The following is a 15,722-nucleotide window of genomic DNA, read 5'->3' on the forward strand; positions in this document are numbered from 1 at the left end:
GTGCAGCGAGGCAGGGGAATTAGTCAGGAGATGAGCCGGGGTCGAATGAGACCGGCTGTGGATGTTGTTCAGCGCTGGCCGTGGCGAGGCCAGGAAGAGCGTCGGCTGGAATGATAAGTGCGTCGTGGAGGAATGCGGCTGCAGGGTTGGGCGGCCCGTTTGAAGACCCGCCGGAACCACTGCCGGCCAGGCCGGAGGGTACGGCGTCGAAGTCGCCGGGCAGCCCGGTCGGGGCCTCAGGCTCGGCAGCAGAGGACGATCCGCCGAGCACCGCAGTGATGCCCGTGGGGCCGAAGTTCCGGGTGTGGGCCAGGCCCGACGAAGCATCGGCCGCGAGCCCAACGGCAGCGGATTGTTCGGCCTGAGCGGCCAGGCTGCTGCCAGCTGGCTCCGGTGAACCCACGACGTCGGTCGCCGGCTCAGCGTCCGATTCCGGCGATGCCGGGGCTACTGCGTCGGCGCCAGGAATCCCTGGCAATTCGGTGTCAGGGACCGTCACCGGTGGCACCACTACGGGTGGAACAGTGACTGGCGGGACCACTGAGTCGAGGGGCGGCAGGACGGTGTCTACCACCCCCACAATAGGCTCCACCACAGGGTTGACCGCGCCCGTCACCGGCTCCAAACGCACCGGCTCTACGATCGAGTTCACGGGAGGCACCACCACGTTGACAGCTTGGTCCACGGGGTCGGTGACAGGTGTGACCACGGTGTTCACGATGGTTCCCGCCGTGTTTGCGGGGAGAATTTGGTTGGCAACCGGCACGGTGCCCACTGCGTGATCCAACGCGCCGCCCACCTGCTGCACTACGGGAGTGACTGCGGGGACGGGGACGTCGATCTTGTCACCAGGCAGCAATCCCTTGACGGCTGCAGGAAGGGCCACGTCAGGCAAGGGGACGCTGATGGAGCTCGACGAAGCAACGCTGTTCAGCAAGGTTTTGTCGTGCGTATCCGAGTCCGCATTTGCGGCAGTGGCCGAGAGTGCCATCCAGATTGCGGTGCCTGCGCCCGCGACCATGACAGAGCGGAGAATGCTGGCAGCACGCGGGAATGCGCGTGAACCCCTCATCTCGACACCCCCAGGTAGTCGCGAACCAATGGTCGTGTTCATCCTAAGACGTGTTTAAGCCATTAGTCCATGCCTGTGAGTAAACAAGATGACAAATTTGTAAGGAACCTTGTTTACGAGGGGTAAGAACCCGTTTCGCTCGGACCGAAGTCCGGTGTTCCCAGGGAGGTGCGACCATGTGCGTTGGTTTCCTGAAGCCTCTTTATGAACCAACGTGACTGTTCCGGCCCGTACGGCAGCACAGGAATCGCCTTGGTCGCATCAGAGGGCATGTCGCGGATGGACTGGGTTGCCTGGCGAACCGCGGTGCTCATGGTGTGCGCCATGGTCTTCACAAACTCGTCACTGACATGCTTGCCGTGCCCCGGGACCAGGAACTCGTAACGGTGGCGCAAGGCGGAAATGTGCCGCAAGGCGTCAGCCCACTCTTCCGGGTACGAATCCTCGAACGAAGGATGCGCTCCCTGCTCCACCAGGTCACCCACGTACAGGGTGGAGCTGGTTCCAACCAGCAGGTCACCGTCCGTGTGGGCACGGCCCAGGTAGAAGAGCGTCGCAGTGATCCCGCCAAGGTCCACCAACACCGGCTGGTCGCGGACCAGCGCGTTCGGGACAACGATCTCGACGGCATCACCCTCCCCCGCTGCCATCTCGGGTTCGTTGGTGGCCACGAAGCGACGCTGGTTATCGGCGTCGCGTTCGATAGTGGCCGCACAGTTGGCGTGCGCCCAAAACTCGGTAACGCCGTCGTCAGCGAAAACGGCGTTACCGAAGAAGTGGTCGTAATGCGCGTGGGTGTTCACCACAACCAGCGGCAGCTGGGTTTTTTCGCGCACTGCAGCGAGGATCTCCCGGCCTTGGCGCGGGCCGCAGCCGGTGTCGATGACCATGGCGAGCTCAGAGCCCACCACCAGCCCGGTGTTGAGTAACGATCCCTCGGTTTCCAAGACGTAGTTGTCCGGTCCAAGTTCCAGCCAAGCTGACAATGCGTTCTCCGTATCCAGTGCAATCCGGCGATGTTCAGGCCTCTACTCTACCCACGGAAAGCTGGGAGGGAGCGGAATGAACCGAGCCGTTGGTGCAGGGATTTAGAGAATGGCCGTCATGACGTTCCAGCCTGCGCCTACTTGGGCGGAGTACAGCCACCAGCCGGCGCCGTTGCCTGCGTACAGGATCAGGTCACCGCCAGTGGTGCGGCCAAGGACGTCAACCTTGCCGTCGCCGTCGAAATCGCCGGGAGCTTCGAGGGCGTTGAAGATGTTCCAGCCCGAACCGATCTGGCTGGTACCAAGCCACCCACCCGCGCCGTTACCGGGATAGAGCAACAGTGCGCCAGAGCCATTGCGGGCAATGACGTCGGCTTTGCCGTCGCCATTGAAGTCGCCGACGCCGTCGATCGCGGTCATGACATTCCAGCCGGCGCCGATCTGACGCGGCTGCAGCCAGCCGCCGGTGCCATTGCCCGGGTAGAGCCAGAGCACGCCGTTGCCGTCCCGGGCGATGATGTCAGCTGTTGCGTCGCCGTTGAAGTCGCCCGGTGCCTTGATGGAGGTCATGACGTTCCAGCCGGCGCCGATCTGACGGGAACCCAGCAGGCCCCCGAATCCGTTGCCAGGGTAGAGCCAAAGCACGCCGTTGCCGTCGCGGGCGATGACATCTGCGTAGCCGTCGCCGTTGAAGTCACCCGGCGCCTCGATGGAGGTCATGCCGTTCCAGCCGACACCGATCTGGGTGCGGGCGCCCTTCCATCCTCCGTAGCCGTTGCCCCGGTACAGCCACAATGCGCCACTGCCATCACGGGCAATAACGTCGCTCGTGCCGTCACCGTTGAAGTCGGTGAGCTTCTTGTTCGGCGCTGCGGCGGGAGCCGTCCCGCCAAACTTCTTCAGAGCCGCCGTCGCATCCACCAGGCCTGCGCCGCAACCGACCGAGCAGCCTCCCGGCAATGGCCTGGCCGACTCTTTGAGCTGCTGCTCCACCTGAGCAGGAGTAACTGTGCCGCCTTCAGCGGACATGAGGAGTGCTGCAACGCCGGCCACATGGGGAGCGGCCATGGACGTGCCTTCCATCCAGGCGAAGGCAGGCTCGCCCGGAGTGGTGGTCCCGTAATTCAGCGTGGACAGGATGCCGTTGCTGACGTCAACTGACATGTCGCCGCCGGGTGCCGTGATGTCCACGGTGGGGCCGTAGTTGGAGTACGAGGCCCGGGCTCCAGTTTTGTCGCTGGCTCCCACGGTAATCACGTTCTGGCAGTTTGCGGGGCTCGCGTCAGCTGCGGGAACGTTGGAGTTTCCGGCAGAGGCCACAACCACGGCGCCTGCGTTGTACGCAGTATTGATGGCGTTCTGGTAGGTGGCGGAGCACACTGCGGTGCCGCCAAAGCTCAGGTTGATCACCTTGGCCGGGTTGGGGTTAACGGGAACATCAGTAACCACGCCACCTGCAGCCCAGATGATGGAATCGGCGATGTCCGATGTGTACCCGCCACAGACGCCGAGGGCCCGGACCGGAAGGATCCTGGCGCTTGGAGCAACGCCGGATATGCCGATTTTGTTGTTCCCCAGCGCGGCCACGATTCCAGCCACGTGGGTTCCGTGCCACGAAGAGTTCATGGCAGGGCTGCCGGCTTCACACTCTTCCGCGGGTACCCAGTCACCCTGGTCGGTGGGATCGGCGTCCCGGCCGTTTCCATCGCGCGCATCTGCAGCACTGGAAATCATGTCGTAACCGGGCAGCACGTTGGCGTTGAGTTCCGGGTGGCTGGTGATACCGGTGTCCACCACCGCCACCACAACACCTTCACCGTGGTTGTAGTCCCAGGCTCCGGGCGTGCGGATGCCGGAAAGGTTGTCCCACAGGTTCCACTGCTCCAAGTACCCGTAGTCCTGCGAATGCGACGTCGGGCGCATGATGGCGTCGGGCTCTGCGTAAGCCACATTGGGGTCTGCCCGGAGGGTTTCAACGAAGGCCTGGGCTTCAGATCCCGAAAGTGCTTCGTCGAGCTTGATGACGTGCCCGCCGGTGGCATTCTCGCGGGAACTCTTGGCGGCGACACCCAGCTTGGTAGCTGCATGGTCCGCTGCGTTCTCGGCTTTCACTGCGGCTGTTTGGGCGGCGCTGTCCCGAATGCCCACAATGAATTGGTCCGTGGGGACGTCGGCTGTGGGCTTGAGGACCTTCGGGGTGCTCGGAATGATGTCGATCTTATCGGCAACGGCCGGCTGAACGGCCAGGCCAGCGCCAATGAGAAGAGTGGTCATGGCTATGCCAACGGCCCTTACAGGGCGGAGTCGGGGATTTTTCACTGGGCATCCTAGGGAAAATCGCGGGCAGCCTTGAACGGCTGATCGCGGGCAACTGGAGACCACCAGCTGACCCCCAGAGAATTGTAAGCGGACTATCGGCTCTCTGGTGTATGTCGAGCAATTGTGACGGGAACGCATGCGGCCCGGAAGCTTGAGCTTCCGGGCCGCACTTGTCGCCACTAACTAAGCGTCAGGCGTTAGCTGTGACGCGATGCCGTCCTGCGGCGGGCAATGACCATGAGGACGATTCCGAAGACCAGGAGCACCGCAGCTGCAGCGATGTAGGGAAGCACCTGGGTTCCCGTGTACGCAAGGTCGCTGCCGTTGCCACCGGTTACTGATGAATCGCCTGCCGGGGCGTCCGTTGTAGGAACGGAAATGACCGGAGCACTAGTGGTCGGCGTGCCCGATTCGCTCGGCTGCGGAGTTTCCGTCGGCGTATCCGTCGGGGTCGGCGTCGGCGTCTCAGTCGGGGTATCCGTCGGAGTCGGGGTCGGCGTCGGCGTCTCAGTCGGGGTATCCGTCGGAGTCGGGGTCGGCGTCGGCGGTATCCGTCTCAGTCGGGGTATCCGTCGGAGTCGGGGTCGGCGTCGGCGTCTCAGTCGGGGTATCCGTCGGAGTCGGGGTCGGCGTCGGCGTCTCAGTCGGGGTATCCGTCGGAGTCGGGGTCGGCGTCGGCGTCTCAGTCGGGGTATCCGTCGGAGTCGGGGTCGGCGTCGGCGTCTCAGTCGGGGTATCCGTCGGAGTCGGGGTCGGCGTCGGCGTCTCAGTCGGGGTATCCGTCGGAGTCGGGGTCGGCGTCGGCGTCTCAGTCGGGGTATCCGTCGGAGTCGGGGTCGGCGTCGGCGTCTCAGTCGGGGTATCCGTCGGAGTCGGGGTCGGCGTCGGCGTCTCAGTCGGGGTATCCGTCGGAGTCGGGGTCGGCGTCGGCGTCGGGCTCGGGGGGTTCTTCACAGCGGTGTTCGTCAGCGACACAGCAACCGGAGCGGTCACAGCAGCGTCAGTAATCGCAACCGTGAACTTATCCCCGCTGACATCACCCGGAGTCCAGACCGGAGCAGACCAGGTACCGTCAGCCGGAGCAGTCAAAGCCTGCTCGGTCAGCTCACACGAGGTACCCACCGGCAAATCGGTGACTTCCTGGGAAGTACCCGGAACCAGAACCAGCGAACCCGTCGAACCGTTGGTGCAGTCATAACCAACCGTGTAATCCGAAGGAACCGTCAGACCACCATCATTGACAACAGTCTTCGTGACATTGAAGCTGCCCTTCAGAACCGGGTTCTTCACAGCGGTGTTCGTCAGCGACACAGCAACCGGAGCGGTCACAGCAGCGTCAGTAATCGCAACCGTGAACTTATCCCCAGTGACATCACCCGGAGTCCAGACCGGAGCAGACCAGGTACCGTCAGCCGGAGCAGTCAAAGCCTGCTCGGTCAGCTCACACGAGGTACCCACCGGCAAGTCGGTGACTTCCTGGGAAGCACCCGGAACCAGAACCAGCGAACCCGTCGAACCGTTGGTGCAGTCATAACCAACCGTGTAATCCGAAGGAACCGTCAGACCACCATCATTGACAACAGTCTTCGTGACATTGAAGCTGCCCTTCAGAACCGGGTTCTTCACAGCGGTGTTCGTCAGCGACACAGCAACCGGAGCGGTCACAGCAGCGTCAGTAATCGCAACCGTGAACTTATCCCCAGTGACATCACCCGGAGTCCAGACCGGAGCAGACCAGGTACCGTCAGCCGGAGCAGTCAAAGCCTGCTCGGTCAGCTCACACGAGGTACCCACCGGCAAATCGGTGACTTCCTGGGAAGTACCCGGAACCAGAACCAGCGAACCCGTCGAACCGTTGGTGCAGTCATAACCAACCGTGTAATCCGAAGGAACCGTCAGACCACCATCATTGACAACAGTCTTCGTGACATTGAAGCTGCCCTTGGGCGGGGCAGGCGTCTGGTAAGTAATCTCCGCGGCAGCCTTGATTACCTGGGCTTCAACGCGAGTGAACACCGCATAAACCTGGCAGTCGGAGTCGCCGTTGTGGAACCAATTAAGGGTGGCATCCGTGGTGGGCAGCACCGAGGCATTGACGGTAACTGTGCCAGCCGCACTCGCCGTAGTACAAAGGTCCACGGCAACGTTGTCGCCAATGGTGGCCGGTTCGTTGACCGTCAGGATGCCGCCGTTCAACGTAGCATCGGTTTCGCCGGCGCACAGCTGCACGGTGCCATTAACACTGCTCAGCTCGATCGGGGTCTTCACGACGTTGGTGTTCACAGTGACCTTGGCTTCCGTGCCAACGTCATAAGGACCCGACGTGGCAGGATCGATCGCCAGCTCAGGCGTGTAGGCCTGGGCGAGGAAGCCGAGTGTCTGGTCGATATCACCGGGGCCGAGCTTGCTGGCCACGCAGGTCTCCTGCTGGGACGCAGTCAGTTGGGCATAGTCAGCGACACACCAAGCCAACATCTGCAGCCGGTATCGATCTGTGGAGTTCGAGCCGGAAGTGACGAACTTGTTTACGGTACCGTCGCCTTTTACGTACTGAAAACCGTGCTGGACGATGTAAGCGAACTGGCGGCGCTGCGCGTCCGTCATGTCAGCGTTCTTCTCGAGATCTACATCGAGAGGCCGTCCGTCGTGGCAGGTATGCAGATCGCGGTCCGTGCAGAACATCCAGGCACTGACGGGCCCACCACCCACAGGGCCGCCCTCAGCCTCTGTCGTATAGCGGACACCGCACAACGGTGGCAGGTCCGTGCCACCGGCGGGATCACCATCCAGGTTGTAGAGCGGAACCACGAGGCCTTGGTTATATTCATCAAGGTAGGTACCGCTAATCGTAGCGTCAGGCACGTGATCTGTAGCGCCCGGGCAAAGTGGAGCTTCGAAGGCAGTCGCAGGTGTTGGTGGCGCGGCCGCACTTGCGGGAGATGGCATGGCTAGCTGGGCTGCAAACACCCCCGATGCCAACAAGGTGGTCGCGGCGAAAGCCGCGGCGATTCTTCTAATCATGGTTTCCTTCAGTTTTGATGAGTTGCAACTCCCGCGTTCACATCTCCTGGAGATGGTCGGCGACGTGCACGCGCAGCTGAACCGTCGTCGTGAATGGCTCAACCACTGAAGGGGTCTGGCTCTCGAACTAAACGTGACGCAGAACGCCCAAAATGTGACTATCGTCACAACCAACGGGTGCTTAGGATCATCAGCAGCGAGGCTGGCATGCCAGTGGATGCCGGGGGTCTGCCGATCCGGCGAATGCCACCGAGCACAACCCAAAAGACGTAAACGCCGAATTAGCTTCAAACCCTTGACCCAGGTGGATCAGGCCTCTAAAGTTCTGATATATGAGTCGTATGTCACATTTTGGTCGACCCCGGCCCGAGGTCTCGCTGTCGAAGAGCGGCGACTAAACCGCTGAAAACACCTCGCGGGCCCAGCGCGGCAATCTGCTGGCCTCGAGTCAGCTGGCCTCCTCACAGGTCGCTAAGGTCTGCGACTGTCCGCACGTCTAGAAAACGGCGCTCTGGTGCCGTCAGCGTTTTTCGCTGAAGCCAGAAGGGAACACACCTCCATGATCCACCCGACCAAGACGACGGCCGCCGTCGACGTCCCCGTACCAAAAGAGACCAGCTCCACATTCAAACGCCGCTTCATGTTTCGGCTGGTCGCTGTCTTCATCGGCGGTATGTTCCTCGATGGCTACATCCTCGGAATCATCGGCCCGGTCACCGGCCTCATGCGGACTGACCTCCAGCTCGACGCGCTGTCCCTGGGTTTGATCGCTGCGGGTCCGCTGGTTGGCATCTTCGTCGGCTCCCCGATTGCCGGGTGGGCTGCTGACAAGTTCGGCCGAAAGCCCATGTTCCTCGTGGACATGGGCCTGTTCCTGGTCGCCTCTGCTGCCCAGTTCTTCGTAACTTCCGGAGACGGCGCGGTGATCCAGCTGGCCATCATCCGGTTCTTCATGGGCGTCGCGATCGGCGGCGAGTACTCCATCGGCGGACCGTTGCTTTCCGAGTTCTCCCCGCCCAAGCTCCGCGGGCGCCTGCTCGGGCTGACCCTGATCGCTTGGTACGTCGGCTTCATGATGGCGTTCATCATCGGCACGCTCCTGCACGACGCTGGCGCCCCGTGGCGCATCGTCATCGGCACGAGCACGATCCTCGCCGCCGTCCTGTTCGTCGCCCGCATCGGCCTCCCCGAATCGCCGAGCTGGCTCATTACGAAGGGCCGGCGCGACGAGGCATTGGCGATCGCGCGCAAGTACGTCGAATCACCACAAATGCACGACAGCATCACCGAAGAGATCAACCTGAGGATGGTCCAGGAAGCCCAAGCCGCCAAGGACAAATGCACCCTCAAGAATGCGTCCTTCTCCATGCTCTTCTCGAAGCAGTACTGGCGAACCACCCTCTTCACCGCAGGTTTCTGGTTCTGCGCAGTCACCCCTTACTTCGCGATTGCGACGTTCGCCGACGAGGTACTCAACCAATTCGGCTTCGGCGGCGGTTGGGCTGGTGGAGTTGGCCTGTCTGCACTCGCGGCCGCAGGTGTTGTCACCACTGTGCTGCTGATCGACAGGCTCGGCCGCCGGATCCTCACCGTGCCGGGACAGTGGCTTTGTGCCGGAATCCTGCTGGTCATCGGCGTCTGGGCGGACGCGCCGGCCATCCTGGTGCTGGCCCTGTTCCTGGCCTTCTCCTTCTTCAACGCCGGCTACACCACGATGACCCAGGTCTATCCGGCCGAGGTCTTCCCCGGCCACCTTCGCGGTATCGGCATGGGCTTCGCCGCGGCCTTCAGCCGCATTGGAGCCGCGCTCGGCACTTTCGCCCTGCCGTGGGCGATCGCCAACATCGGCATGGGCCCCAGCATGGTGGTGGCCGCCGTCGTCGCCTTCCTCGGCGCCATCCTCTCGCAATGGCTCGCACCCGAGACCAAGGGTCGTACGCTCGCTGAGATCTCAGCAGACTTCAAGCACTGAAGCTGGAAACTTAAACGGAAAGGACCCCGACTGTTCAAGTTGGGGTCCTTTTCACATATTCAGCCACACGTCAGTGAGCGGGCGTTGGGTTCAAACCCGGGGGATGTGAGCGAGGGTGCCGCCCAAACCCGGGGGATGTGAGCGAGGGTGCTACATGTCCGCTAGGGCGCCGCCGGGGTTTTCGATGGCGTCGGCTACGTAGCGGAGGAAGCCCGCCGCGGTTTCGCCGTCGCACACGCGGTGGTCGAACGCCAGGGTCAGCTCGGTTACCTTACGGACGGCCAGCTCGCCGTTTACTACCCAGGGCTTGTCGATGATGCGGCCCACTCCGAGCATCGCGACCTCGGGATAGTTGATGATCGCCGCGGAACCGTCGACGCCGAACACGCCATAGTTGTTCAGCGTGAAGGTGCCCGAGCCCAGTTCCGTCGGGGTCGCCTTTCCGTCACGGGCGACGGCGGTGAGCCGCCGGATCTCGGCGTCCAGTTCGCGGGCACTCAGTTCGTGCGCATTGCGTACGGACGGGACCACGAGTCCGCGGTCGGTCTGGGCTGCAAACCCGAGGTTGATCCCGTCGAAGCCCACGATCTCCTGCGAGCCATCGGCAGCGGTCTCAAAGCGTGTGTTCAAGGCCGGGTACTTTTTTAACCCAGCCGTGACAAAACGAGCGATGAAGGCCAGCAGACCGGGGGTATCGTGCGGTGCGCGCTTCTTCAGTTCGGCACGCATGTCGAGCAACGCCGTGGCATCGACGTCCACCCAAACGGTCGCTTCGGGGATTTCCGAGCGGCTCTTCGTCATGTTCGCAGCCACGGCCTTGCGCACTCCACGAACAGGCGTCCGCGCCGACACAGCCAGGCCTGTCCGGCCATCAACGGAGCCCTCGGCAGCGGAGGCGGCAGCCGCAACAGCAGGAGCAGGAGCCGTAGCAGCCGGAGCCTCCGGCGCAGAAATCGCGGCTTCAACGTCCCGGCGCATGATCAGCCCACTGGCCCCCGAACCCTCGATCGAGTCCAGCGAAACACCGTGGTCGCGCGCCATCTTCCGCACCAGCGGGGAAATGACAGCACTGAGCTTTCCCGGGATACGCGTCCCGGCCACAGCCGGCTCAAACGACGCCTCAGGAACAGCGGCGGGCTCGACGACGGCGACACTCGCCTTCCGCGGTCGGGTCCGGCCACCCGTGGCTCCCCCAGGAGTGCCGTAACCGATGAGCACGTTCCCCGAGCCAGCCTTCTCCTCAGTCCGATACGTTTCGGCGGCTGCGGATACCTCCGGCGAGGCCAGCACTCCCGTGGATACCGCATCCGCCGCATCCGCCGGAGCGTCAGGCGAACCCGACCCCGTACCAACGCGAGCAATCGAGATCAGCGGCTTGCCGACGTCGAGCGTTTGACCGGCCTCCCCGTGGAGTTCGGCGACGGTGCCGGCGTACGGTGAGGGCACCTCAACCATGGACTTGGCGGTCTCGACTTCGGCGATGGGCTGGTCCACTTTGACCTGGTCCCCCACGGCCACAAGCCAGTTGACCAGTTCGGCTTCGGTGAGTCCTTCGCCAAGGTCGGGCAGACGGAATACCTGCAGATCTGAGCTCATGGTTAGTCCTCCCACTGAAGGTCGTCGACGGCGTCGAGGATGCGGTCGACGCTTGGCAGGTAGTAGTGCTCCAACTTGGGAGACGGGAACGGGACATCGAAGCCGGTCACGCGGCGGATGGGCGCGGCCAGATAGTGGAACGCGCGTTCCTGGACGCGGGCCACGATTTCGGAGGACACGGACGCGAACCCGTGGGCCTCGGCGATCACGACGGCGCGTCCCGTCTTGCGCACGGACGCGCAGACGGTTTCGTCGTCGAAGGGGACTATGGTGCGCACGTCAATGACTTCAAGCGAGCGGCCCTCCTCAGCGGCGGCAGCTGCGGCTGCGAGCGCGGTGGGAACGGACGGGCCGTAGGCGATGAGCGTGGCGTCCGTGCCGGGTCGGGCGACAGCCGCGCGGCCCTCGGTGGAGGTTCCGGCGTCGTGCTCTGCGCGCAAGGCGCCCAGATCCACCTGGTCCTTGGACCAGTAGAGCTTCTTGGGTTCCATGAACATCACGGGGTCATCGGAGTCGATGGCTTCGCGGAGCATGCGGTAGCCGTCGGCCACAGTGGCCGGGGTGTAGACCTTCAGGCCAGCGGTGTGCGCGTAGTAGGACTCGGAGGAATCGCAGTGGTGCTCCACTCCCCCGATGCCGCCGGCGTACGGAACACGGATGACCATGGGCATCTTGAGCTTGCCCTTGGTGCGGTTGTGCATCTTGGCGACGTGGCTGACGATCTGTTCGAAGGCCGGGTAAGCGAAGGCGTCGAACTGCATTTCGATGACGGGCCGCATGCCGTTGATGGCCATGCCCACGGCCATGCCGACGATGCCGGACTCGGCCAGCGGCGTGTCAAAGCAGCGCTGTTCGCCGAATTCGGCCATGAGGCCGTCGGTGATGCGGAAGACGCCGCCGAGCATTCCGACGTCTTCGCCGAAGACCAGGACTGAAGAGTCGGCGCGCATGGCGTCGGCCATTGCGGTGTTGAGTGCCTTGGCCATGGTGAGGCTCTGCGGGCCGCTTGCCTCGGCGGTCGCTGCGGCTGATGCGGCGGCGCTGGCGGTGGCGGCGCTGACGTTTCCGTTCACGGACGTGGTGATGGTCATTTTGCACCCTCCTCGCGGGCGAGTTCGTCAGCCAGCAGCTCAGACTGTTCTTTCAACTGCGGGGTTTGCTTGTCGAAGACGTATTTGAAGAGGTCCAACGGCTGCACCGGCACGTCCTCCCCCAGGCCTTCGCGGAGCTGGGTGGCAACATCCTCGGCGTGTTCGGCGATGCGCTCCGATGCTGCGTCATCCAACAGGCCCTTGTCCGTCAGATACGACTTCATGCGGGCCAGCGGATCCTTGGCCTGCCACTCGGCGACTTCACTGTCCGGGCGGTAGCGGGTGGCGTCGTCGGCGTTGGTGTGGGCCTGCATGCGGTAGGTGTGGGCCTCGATCAGCAGCGGTCCGGAGCCTTCGCCCGCCAACTTCACAGCGCGGTCCATGACGGCGAGCAACGCTACGAGGTCGTTGCCGTCCACGCGCTCACCGGCCATGCCGTAGCCGACAGCTTTGTGGGCCAGCGACGGCGCCACGGACTGGTGGCTGAGCGGAACTGAGATGGCGTACTTGTTGTTCTGCACGAAGAAGATGACGGGCAGGTGGAAGACTGCGGCGAAGTTCAGTGCCTCGTGGAAGTCGCCTTCGCTGGTGGCGCCGTCGCCGCACATGGCCATAACTACGGTGTCTTCACCGCGAAGCTTGGCGGCATGGGCGACGCCGACGGCGTGCAGCAGCTGGGTGGTCAGCGGGGTGCACTGGATGCCGACGTTGTGTTCTTTGGGGTCGTACCCGCCGTGCCAGTCGCCGCGGAAGATGGTCATCACCTCAACCGGGTCCACGCCGCGGGTCATGACGGCGACGGCGTCACGGTAGGTGGGGAACAGCCAGTCGCCTTCCTTGAGGCACATGGCAGCTGCCACCTGGCAGGCTTCCTGGCCGTGGCTTGAGGGGTAGACGGCCATGCGGCCCTGCCGGACCAGCGCTGAGTTCTGGTCGTTGACGCGGCGTCCGACGACGAGCTGCTCGTAAGCGGCCATTAGTTCAGCATCGCTGGGCGTGGGGTACTCGTGGCCGGGTTCGGTGCCTTGCTCGTCGTGCGGGCGGAGGGTGCCGTCCGGGTTCACCATTTGGATCTGGTGCCGGGCGGGGAGCATGTAGTCCTCAACGCTGATGCCGAATTTTGTCCGAACGTCAGCAGCCTGGTCCTCTACTGCCGTTTCCGGCGCAGAGTGGTCTGCGTGGATCGTCATTGGTCCGTCCTTCTCTAGCCACTATGTGCTTCCAGTATGTTCCCGGACGAAGTTTCGTATCCAGCTTTCCGCAAAATCATGGAAGCCCTTGTCTAAACTGGGTATTCTGAAAGACAAATTGCAATTGTGAGCTGGGTTACGTGCCCGTGCTGTAGACGAATTGGAGCGTGCTTTGAGTGAGACGGAGGCGGAGCAGACCGCCGTACCGCTGGACAGCGTGGACCGGGACATCATCCGTGAGCTCACCACCGACGGTCGCATGTCCATCACCCAGGTGGCGGAGAACGTGCACATCAGCCGCGCGCACGCCTATACCCGGATTGCCCGCCTCACCGGCGAGGGCGTCCTGACCAAGTTCACGGCCCTGGTGGATCCCATCAAAGCCGGCCTGCGCTCCTCCGCGTACGTGACGTTGAAGGTCCAGCAGCATTCGTGGCGTGAGCTGAAGGAGCAGCTGCGGGCCATCCCGGAGATCCACCACATTGCCCTGGTGGGCGGCGACTTCGACGTCATCCTCCTGGTCCGCGCCACCGACAACATCCATCTGCGCCGGGTGATCTTCGACCAGCTACAGTCCATGGAGGGCATCCTGGATACGCAGACGTTCCTGGTGTTCGAAGACGTCGATACCCGGTGACGTTTCGACGGAAGGTTGCCTGGACAGTAATTGCCGGCGTGCTCGCCGGGCTGCTGTGGCTTGTTGGGGCCTACCAGCTCTTCCACAACCCGCCCCATGCCACTCCCCAGCGGACCGACGCGATTGTGGTGCTGGGCGGGATGAGCGACGAGCGGCTCCCGGTGGGCTTGTCCTTGCGGGAGCAGTTGGACATTCCGGACCTGGTGGTGGTCACCACGGGATTGCCCGCCAACGCCGGTTCGGATGAGTACTGCCAAACGCACGACGGCGACGCTCACCTTGACTGCTTCCGTCCGGATCCGCTGAACACCCGTGGCGAAGCTGTCCGCCTCAGGGAGCTGGCGGCGGAGCGCGGGTGGAAGTCCGTGACTGTGGTGACGTCCGATTATCACGTGCTCAGGGCCGGCACTTTGATGAAGCAATGCATCGCTGCCGACGTGCAAATGGTGGGCACCGAACCGCAGCTCTCCCCTGCCGGTTGGCTGTGGCGATTCGTGGTGGAAACCGGCGGGCTTTTTGATGTCTGGATTCGCCCGGAATGCTAAGGGTTCTGGTGAATTTCCCGGGTTTTTGAGCGGTTAGGATTGCACTAGTTTCTGGTGCCTTCGGGCCGGTCTTTATGGGGGTAAAACGTGCACACCATCATGCCTATTTTTGGGACGCGGCCGGAAGCCATCAAAATGGCGCCGATTGTGCGCGCATTGATGGAATCGGACCTCTTTGAGTGCGTTGTGACGGTCACGGGACAGCACCGGGAAATGCTGGATCAGGTCAACGAGCTTTTCGGGATCACCCCGGACCACGATCTCAACATTCTTCAGCCAGGCCAGTCCCTCACGGACATCATGACCCGCACCATGAGTGGGCTGGACTCCCTGTTTTCTGTTTCAAAGCCGGATGCGGTGATCGTCCAGGGCGACACTACTACTTCAACCGCTGGCGCCATCGCTGCGTTCTATCACGGCATTCCCGTGGTCCATGTGGAGGCCGGCCTTCGCAGCGGGAACCTGCTCTCCCCATTCCCGGAGGAAGCGAACCGTAAGATCACCAGCCAGATCGCATCCCTGCACTTGGCGCCGACGACCACCAGCCGGGCGAACCTGCTGGCCGAGGGTGTGTCGGCCGCGGACATTGTAGTGACGGGCAACTCGGTGATCGACGCACTCCTGACCACGGTGGATAAGCAGGTGCCGTTCTCTGATCCTGCGTTGGAGTCTCTTGCTTCCAGTGAGCGACGTATCTTGTTGGTGACGACGCACCGCCGCGAAAACCAAGGTGACGCCATGCGCGGAGTTGGCCGGGCGCTGGCCCGCATTGCCGACGCCGAACCCGAGCTGACGATCGTGCTGCCGGCGCACAAGAACCCTGTGGTCCGCGAAGCCGTGCTGCCTGCTTTGTCCGGGAAGCCGAATGTGCTGGTCACGGAGCCCTTGGCCTACGGCGAGTTCACCCGCATGCTCTCCCTGGCCCACGTTGTCCTGACCGATTCGGGCGGTGTCCAGGAAGAAGCACCGAGCCTGGGCAAGCCCGTCCTGGTGATGCGCGATAACACCGAGCGCCCCGAAGCTGTGGAAGCCGGAACAGTTGCGCTGATCGGCACGGACGAAGAGCGGATCGTGGCCGAAGTGAGCCGGCTGCTTCACGACACTTCCCACTTTGAGGCCATGGCGAATGCGGTGAACCCGTATGGAGATGGCCTGGCTGCGGAGCGCACTGTTGCCGCTATTGCGGAGCTGTTGGGTGTGGGCCGGCGCGTGGAGGAGTTCGGGATGGAGCGGGTGGGTTAACTCGGGGAATCTCCCAACTCCTTAGTCATATGGCGCAACGGACTAATAGCG

12 protein-coding genes are annotated in these 15,722 nt (G+C 63.1%); 5 read left to right on the forward strand and 7 right to left on the reverse strand.

From position 1 onward, the window contains the following. Positions 1–19 precede the first annotated feature (19 nt). The 4 genes from N5P29_RS15795 to N5P29_RS15810 all read right to left on the reverse strand — a co-directional run bounded on the left by N5P29_RS15795 (position 20) and on the right by N5P29_RS15810 (position 7,239). Positions 20–1,072, reverse strand: coding sequence for a hypothetical protein (locus tag N5P29_RS15795; RefSeq protein WP_262275760.1), 1,053 nt, complete (start codon positions 1,070–1,072; stop codon positions 20–22). Positions 1,073–1,185: 113 nt separating this feature from the next. Continuing rightward, a complete protein-coding gene (locus N5P29_RS15800; protein ID WP_262275761.1) occupies positions 1,186–2,058 on the reverse strand; it encodes an MBL fold metallo-hydrolase in 873 nt (290 codons plus the stop codon). 102 nt (positions 2,059–2,160) lie between these two features. After that, positions 2,161–4,332, reverse strand: coding sequence for a S8 family serine peptidase (locus N5P29_RS15805; protein WP_262275762.1), 2,172 nt, complete (start codon positions 4,330–4,332; stop codon positions 2,161–2,163). Between the two features lie 552 nt (positions 4,333–4,884). Continuing rightward, the gene (locus N5P29_RS15810) at positions 4,885–7,239 is read right to left on the reverse strand and encodes a DUF5979 domain-containing protein (protein ID WP_262275763.1); all 2,355 of its coding nucleotides are present in this window, start codon (positions 7,237–7,239) and stop codon (positions 4,885–4,887) included. A gap of 82 nt (positions 7,240–7,321) precedes the next feature. Between N5P29_RS15810 and N5P29_RS15815 the strand changes: the two genes are divergently transcribed. Together N5P29_RS15815 and N5P29_RS15820 are read left to right on the forward strand one after the other, a co-directional pair. Next, positions 7,322–7,507: a hypothetical protein gene (locus N5P29_RS15815; RefSeq protein WP_262275764.1), complete on the forward strand. Its 186-nt coding sequence runs from the start codon at positions 7,322–7,324 to the stop codon at positions 7,505–7,507. A 450-nt stretch (positions 7,508–7,957) separates the two neighbouring features. Further along, entirely contained in the window at positions 7,958–9,370 is a 1,413-nt protein-coding gene (locus N5P29_RS15820) for an MFS transporter (RefSeq protein WP_262275765.1), read from the forward strand. Positions 9,371–9,520: 150 nt separating this feature from the next. Here the strand turns inward: N5P29_RS15820 and N5P29_RS15825 are convergent, their stop codons facing one another. Genes N5P29_RS15825 through pdhA form a run of 3 tightly spaced genes read right to left on the reverse strand, consistent with a single transcriptional unit; the run spans position 9,521 to position 13,247 of the window. Continuing rightward, positions 9,521–10,966: a dihydrolipoamide acetyltransferase family protein gene (locus N5P29_RS15825; protein WP_262275766.1), complete on the reverse strand. Its 1,446-nt coding sequence runs from the start codon at positions 10,964–10,966 to the stop codon at positions 9,521–9,523. Between the two features lie 2 nt (positions 10,967–10,968). After that, positions 10,969–12,057 carry an alpha-ketoacid dehydrogenase subunit beta gene (locus tag N5P29_RS15830; RefSeq protein WP_262275767.1) on the reverse strand — a complete coding sequence of 363 codons (1,089 nt, stop codon included), beginning with the start codon at positions 12,055–12,057 and terminating at the stop codon, positions 10,969–10,971. Next, the gene (gene pdhA, locus N5P29_RS15835; protein ID WP_262275768.1) at positions 12,054–13,247 is read right to left on the reverse strand and encodes a pyruvate dehydrogenase (acetyl-transferring) E1 component subunit alpha; all 1,194 of its coding nucleotides are present in this window, start codon (positions 13,245–13,247) and stop codon (positions 12,054–12,056) included. Before pdhA ends, N5P29_RS15830 begins: the two co-directional genes overlap by 4 nt. Positions 13,248–13,419: 172 nt before the next feature. Here pdhA and N5P29_RS15840 point away from each other — a divergent pair, with 172 nt between their 5' ends. The 3 genes from N5P29_RS15840 to wecB all read left to right on the forward strand — a co-directional run bounded on the left by N5P29_RS15840 (position 13,420) and on the right by wecB (position 15,671). Beyond that, on the forward strand, positions 13,420–13,884 hold the full coding sequence (locus N5P29_RS15840; protein WP_144659252.1) for an Lrp/AsnC family transcriptional regulator: 465 nt from the start codon (positions 13,420–13,422) through the stop codon (positions 13,882–13,884). Continuing rightward, a complete protein-coding gene (locus tag N5P29_RS15845; RefSeq protein ID WP_262275769.1) occupies positions 13,881–14,429 on the forward strand; it encodes a YdcF family protein in 549 nt (182 codons plus the stop codon). The genes N5P29_RS15840 and N5P29_RS15845 overlap by 4 nt, the downstream gene beginning before the upstream one ends. A 99-nt stretch (positions 14,430–14,528) precedes the next feature. Next, positions 14,529–15,671, forward strand: a complete 1,143-nt coding sequence (gene wecB, locus N5P29_RS15850) for a non-hydrolyzing UDP-N-acetylglucosamine 2-epimerase (RefSeq protein WP_315973355.1) — start codon at positions 14,529–14,531, stop codon at positions 15,669–15,671. Positions 15,672–15,722: the final 51 nt, after the last annotated feature.

This window comes from Paenarthrobacter sp. JL.01a (assembly GCF_025452095.1).
Lineage (GTDB): Bacteria > Actinomycetota > Actinomycetes > Actinomycetales > Micrococcaceae > Arthrobacter.

Excerpts from the sequence above, each read along its gene's own strand:
- N5P29_RS15815 (WP_262275764.1), top strand. The coding sequence starts at position 7,322 with ATGGCTAGCTGGGCTGCAAACACCCCCGATGCCAACAAGGTGGTCGCG.
- pdhA (WP_262275768.1), bottom strand. The coding sequence starts at position 13,247 with ATGACGATCCACGCAGACCACTCTGCGCCGGAAACGGCAGTAGAGGAC.
- N5P29_RS15805 (WP_262275762.1), bottom strand. The coding sequence starts at position 4,332 with ATGACCACTCTTCTCATTGGCGCTGGCCTGGCCGTTCAGCCGGCCGTT.
- wecB (WP_315973355.1), top strand. The coding sequence starts at position 14,529 with ATGCCTATTTTTGGGACGCGGCCGGAAGCCATCAAAATGGCGCCGATT.
- N5P29_RS15825 (WP_262275766.1), bottom strand. The coding sequence starts at position 10,966 with ATGAGCTCAGATCTGCAGGTATTCCGTCTGCCCGACCTTGGCGAAGGA.
- N5P29_RS15830 (WP_262275767.1), bottom strand. The coding sequence starts at position 12,057 with ATGACCATCACCACGTCCGTGAACGGAAACGTCAGCGCCGCCACCGCC.
- N5P29_RS15795 (WP_262275760.1), bottom strand. The coding sequence starts at position 1,072 with ATGAGGGGTTCACGCGCATTCCCGCGTGCTGCCAGCATTCTCCGCTCT.
- N5P29_RS15820 (WP_262275765.1), top strand. The coding sequence starts at position 7,958 with ATGATCCACCCGACCAAGACGACGGCCGCCGTCGACGTCCCCGTACCA.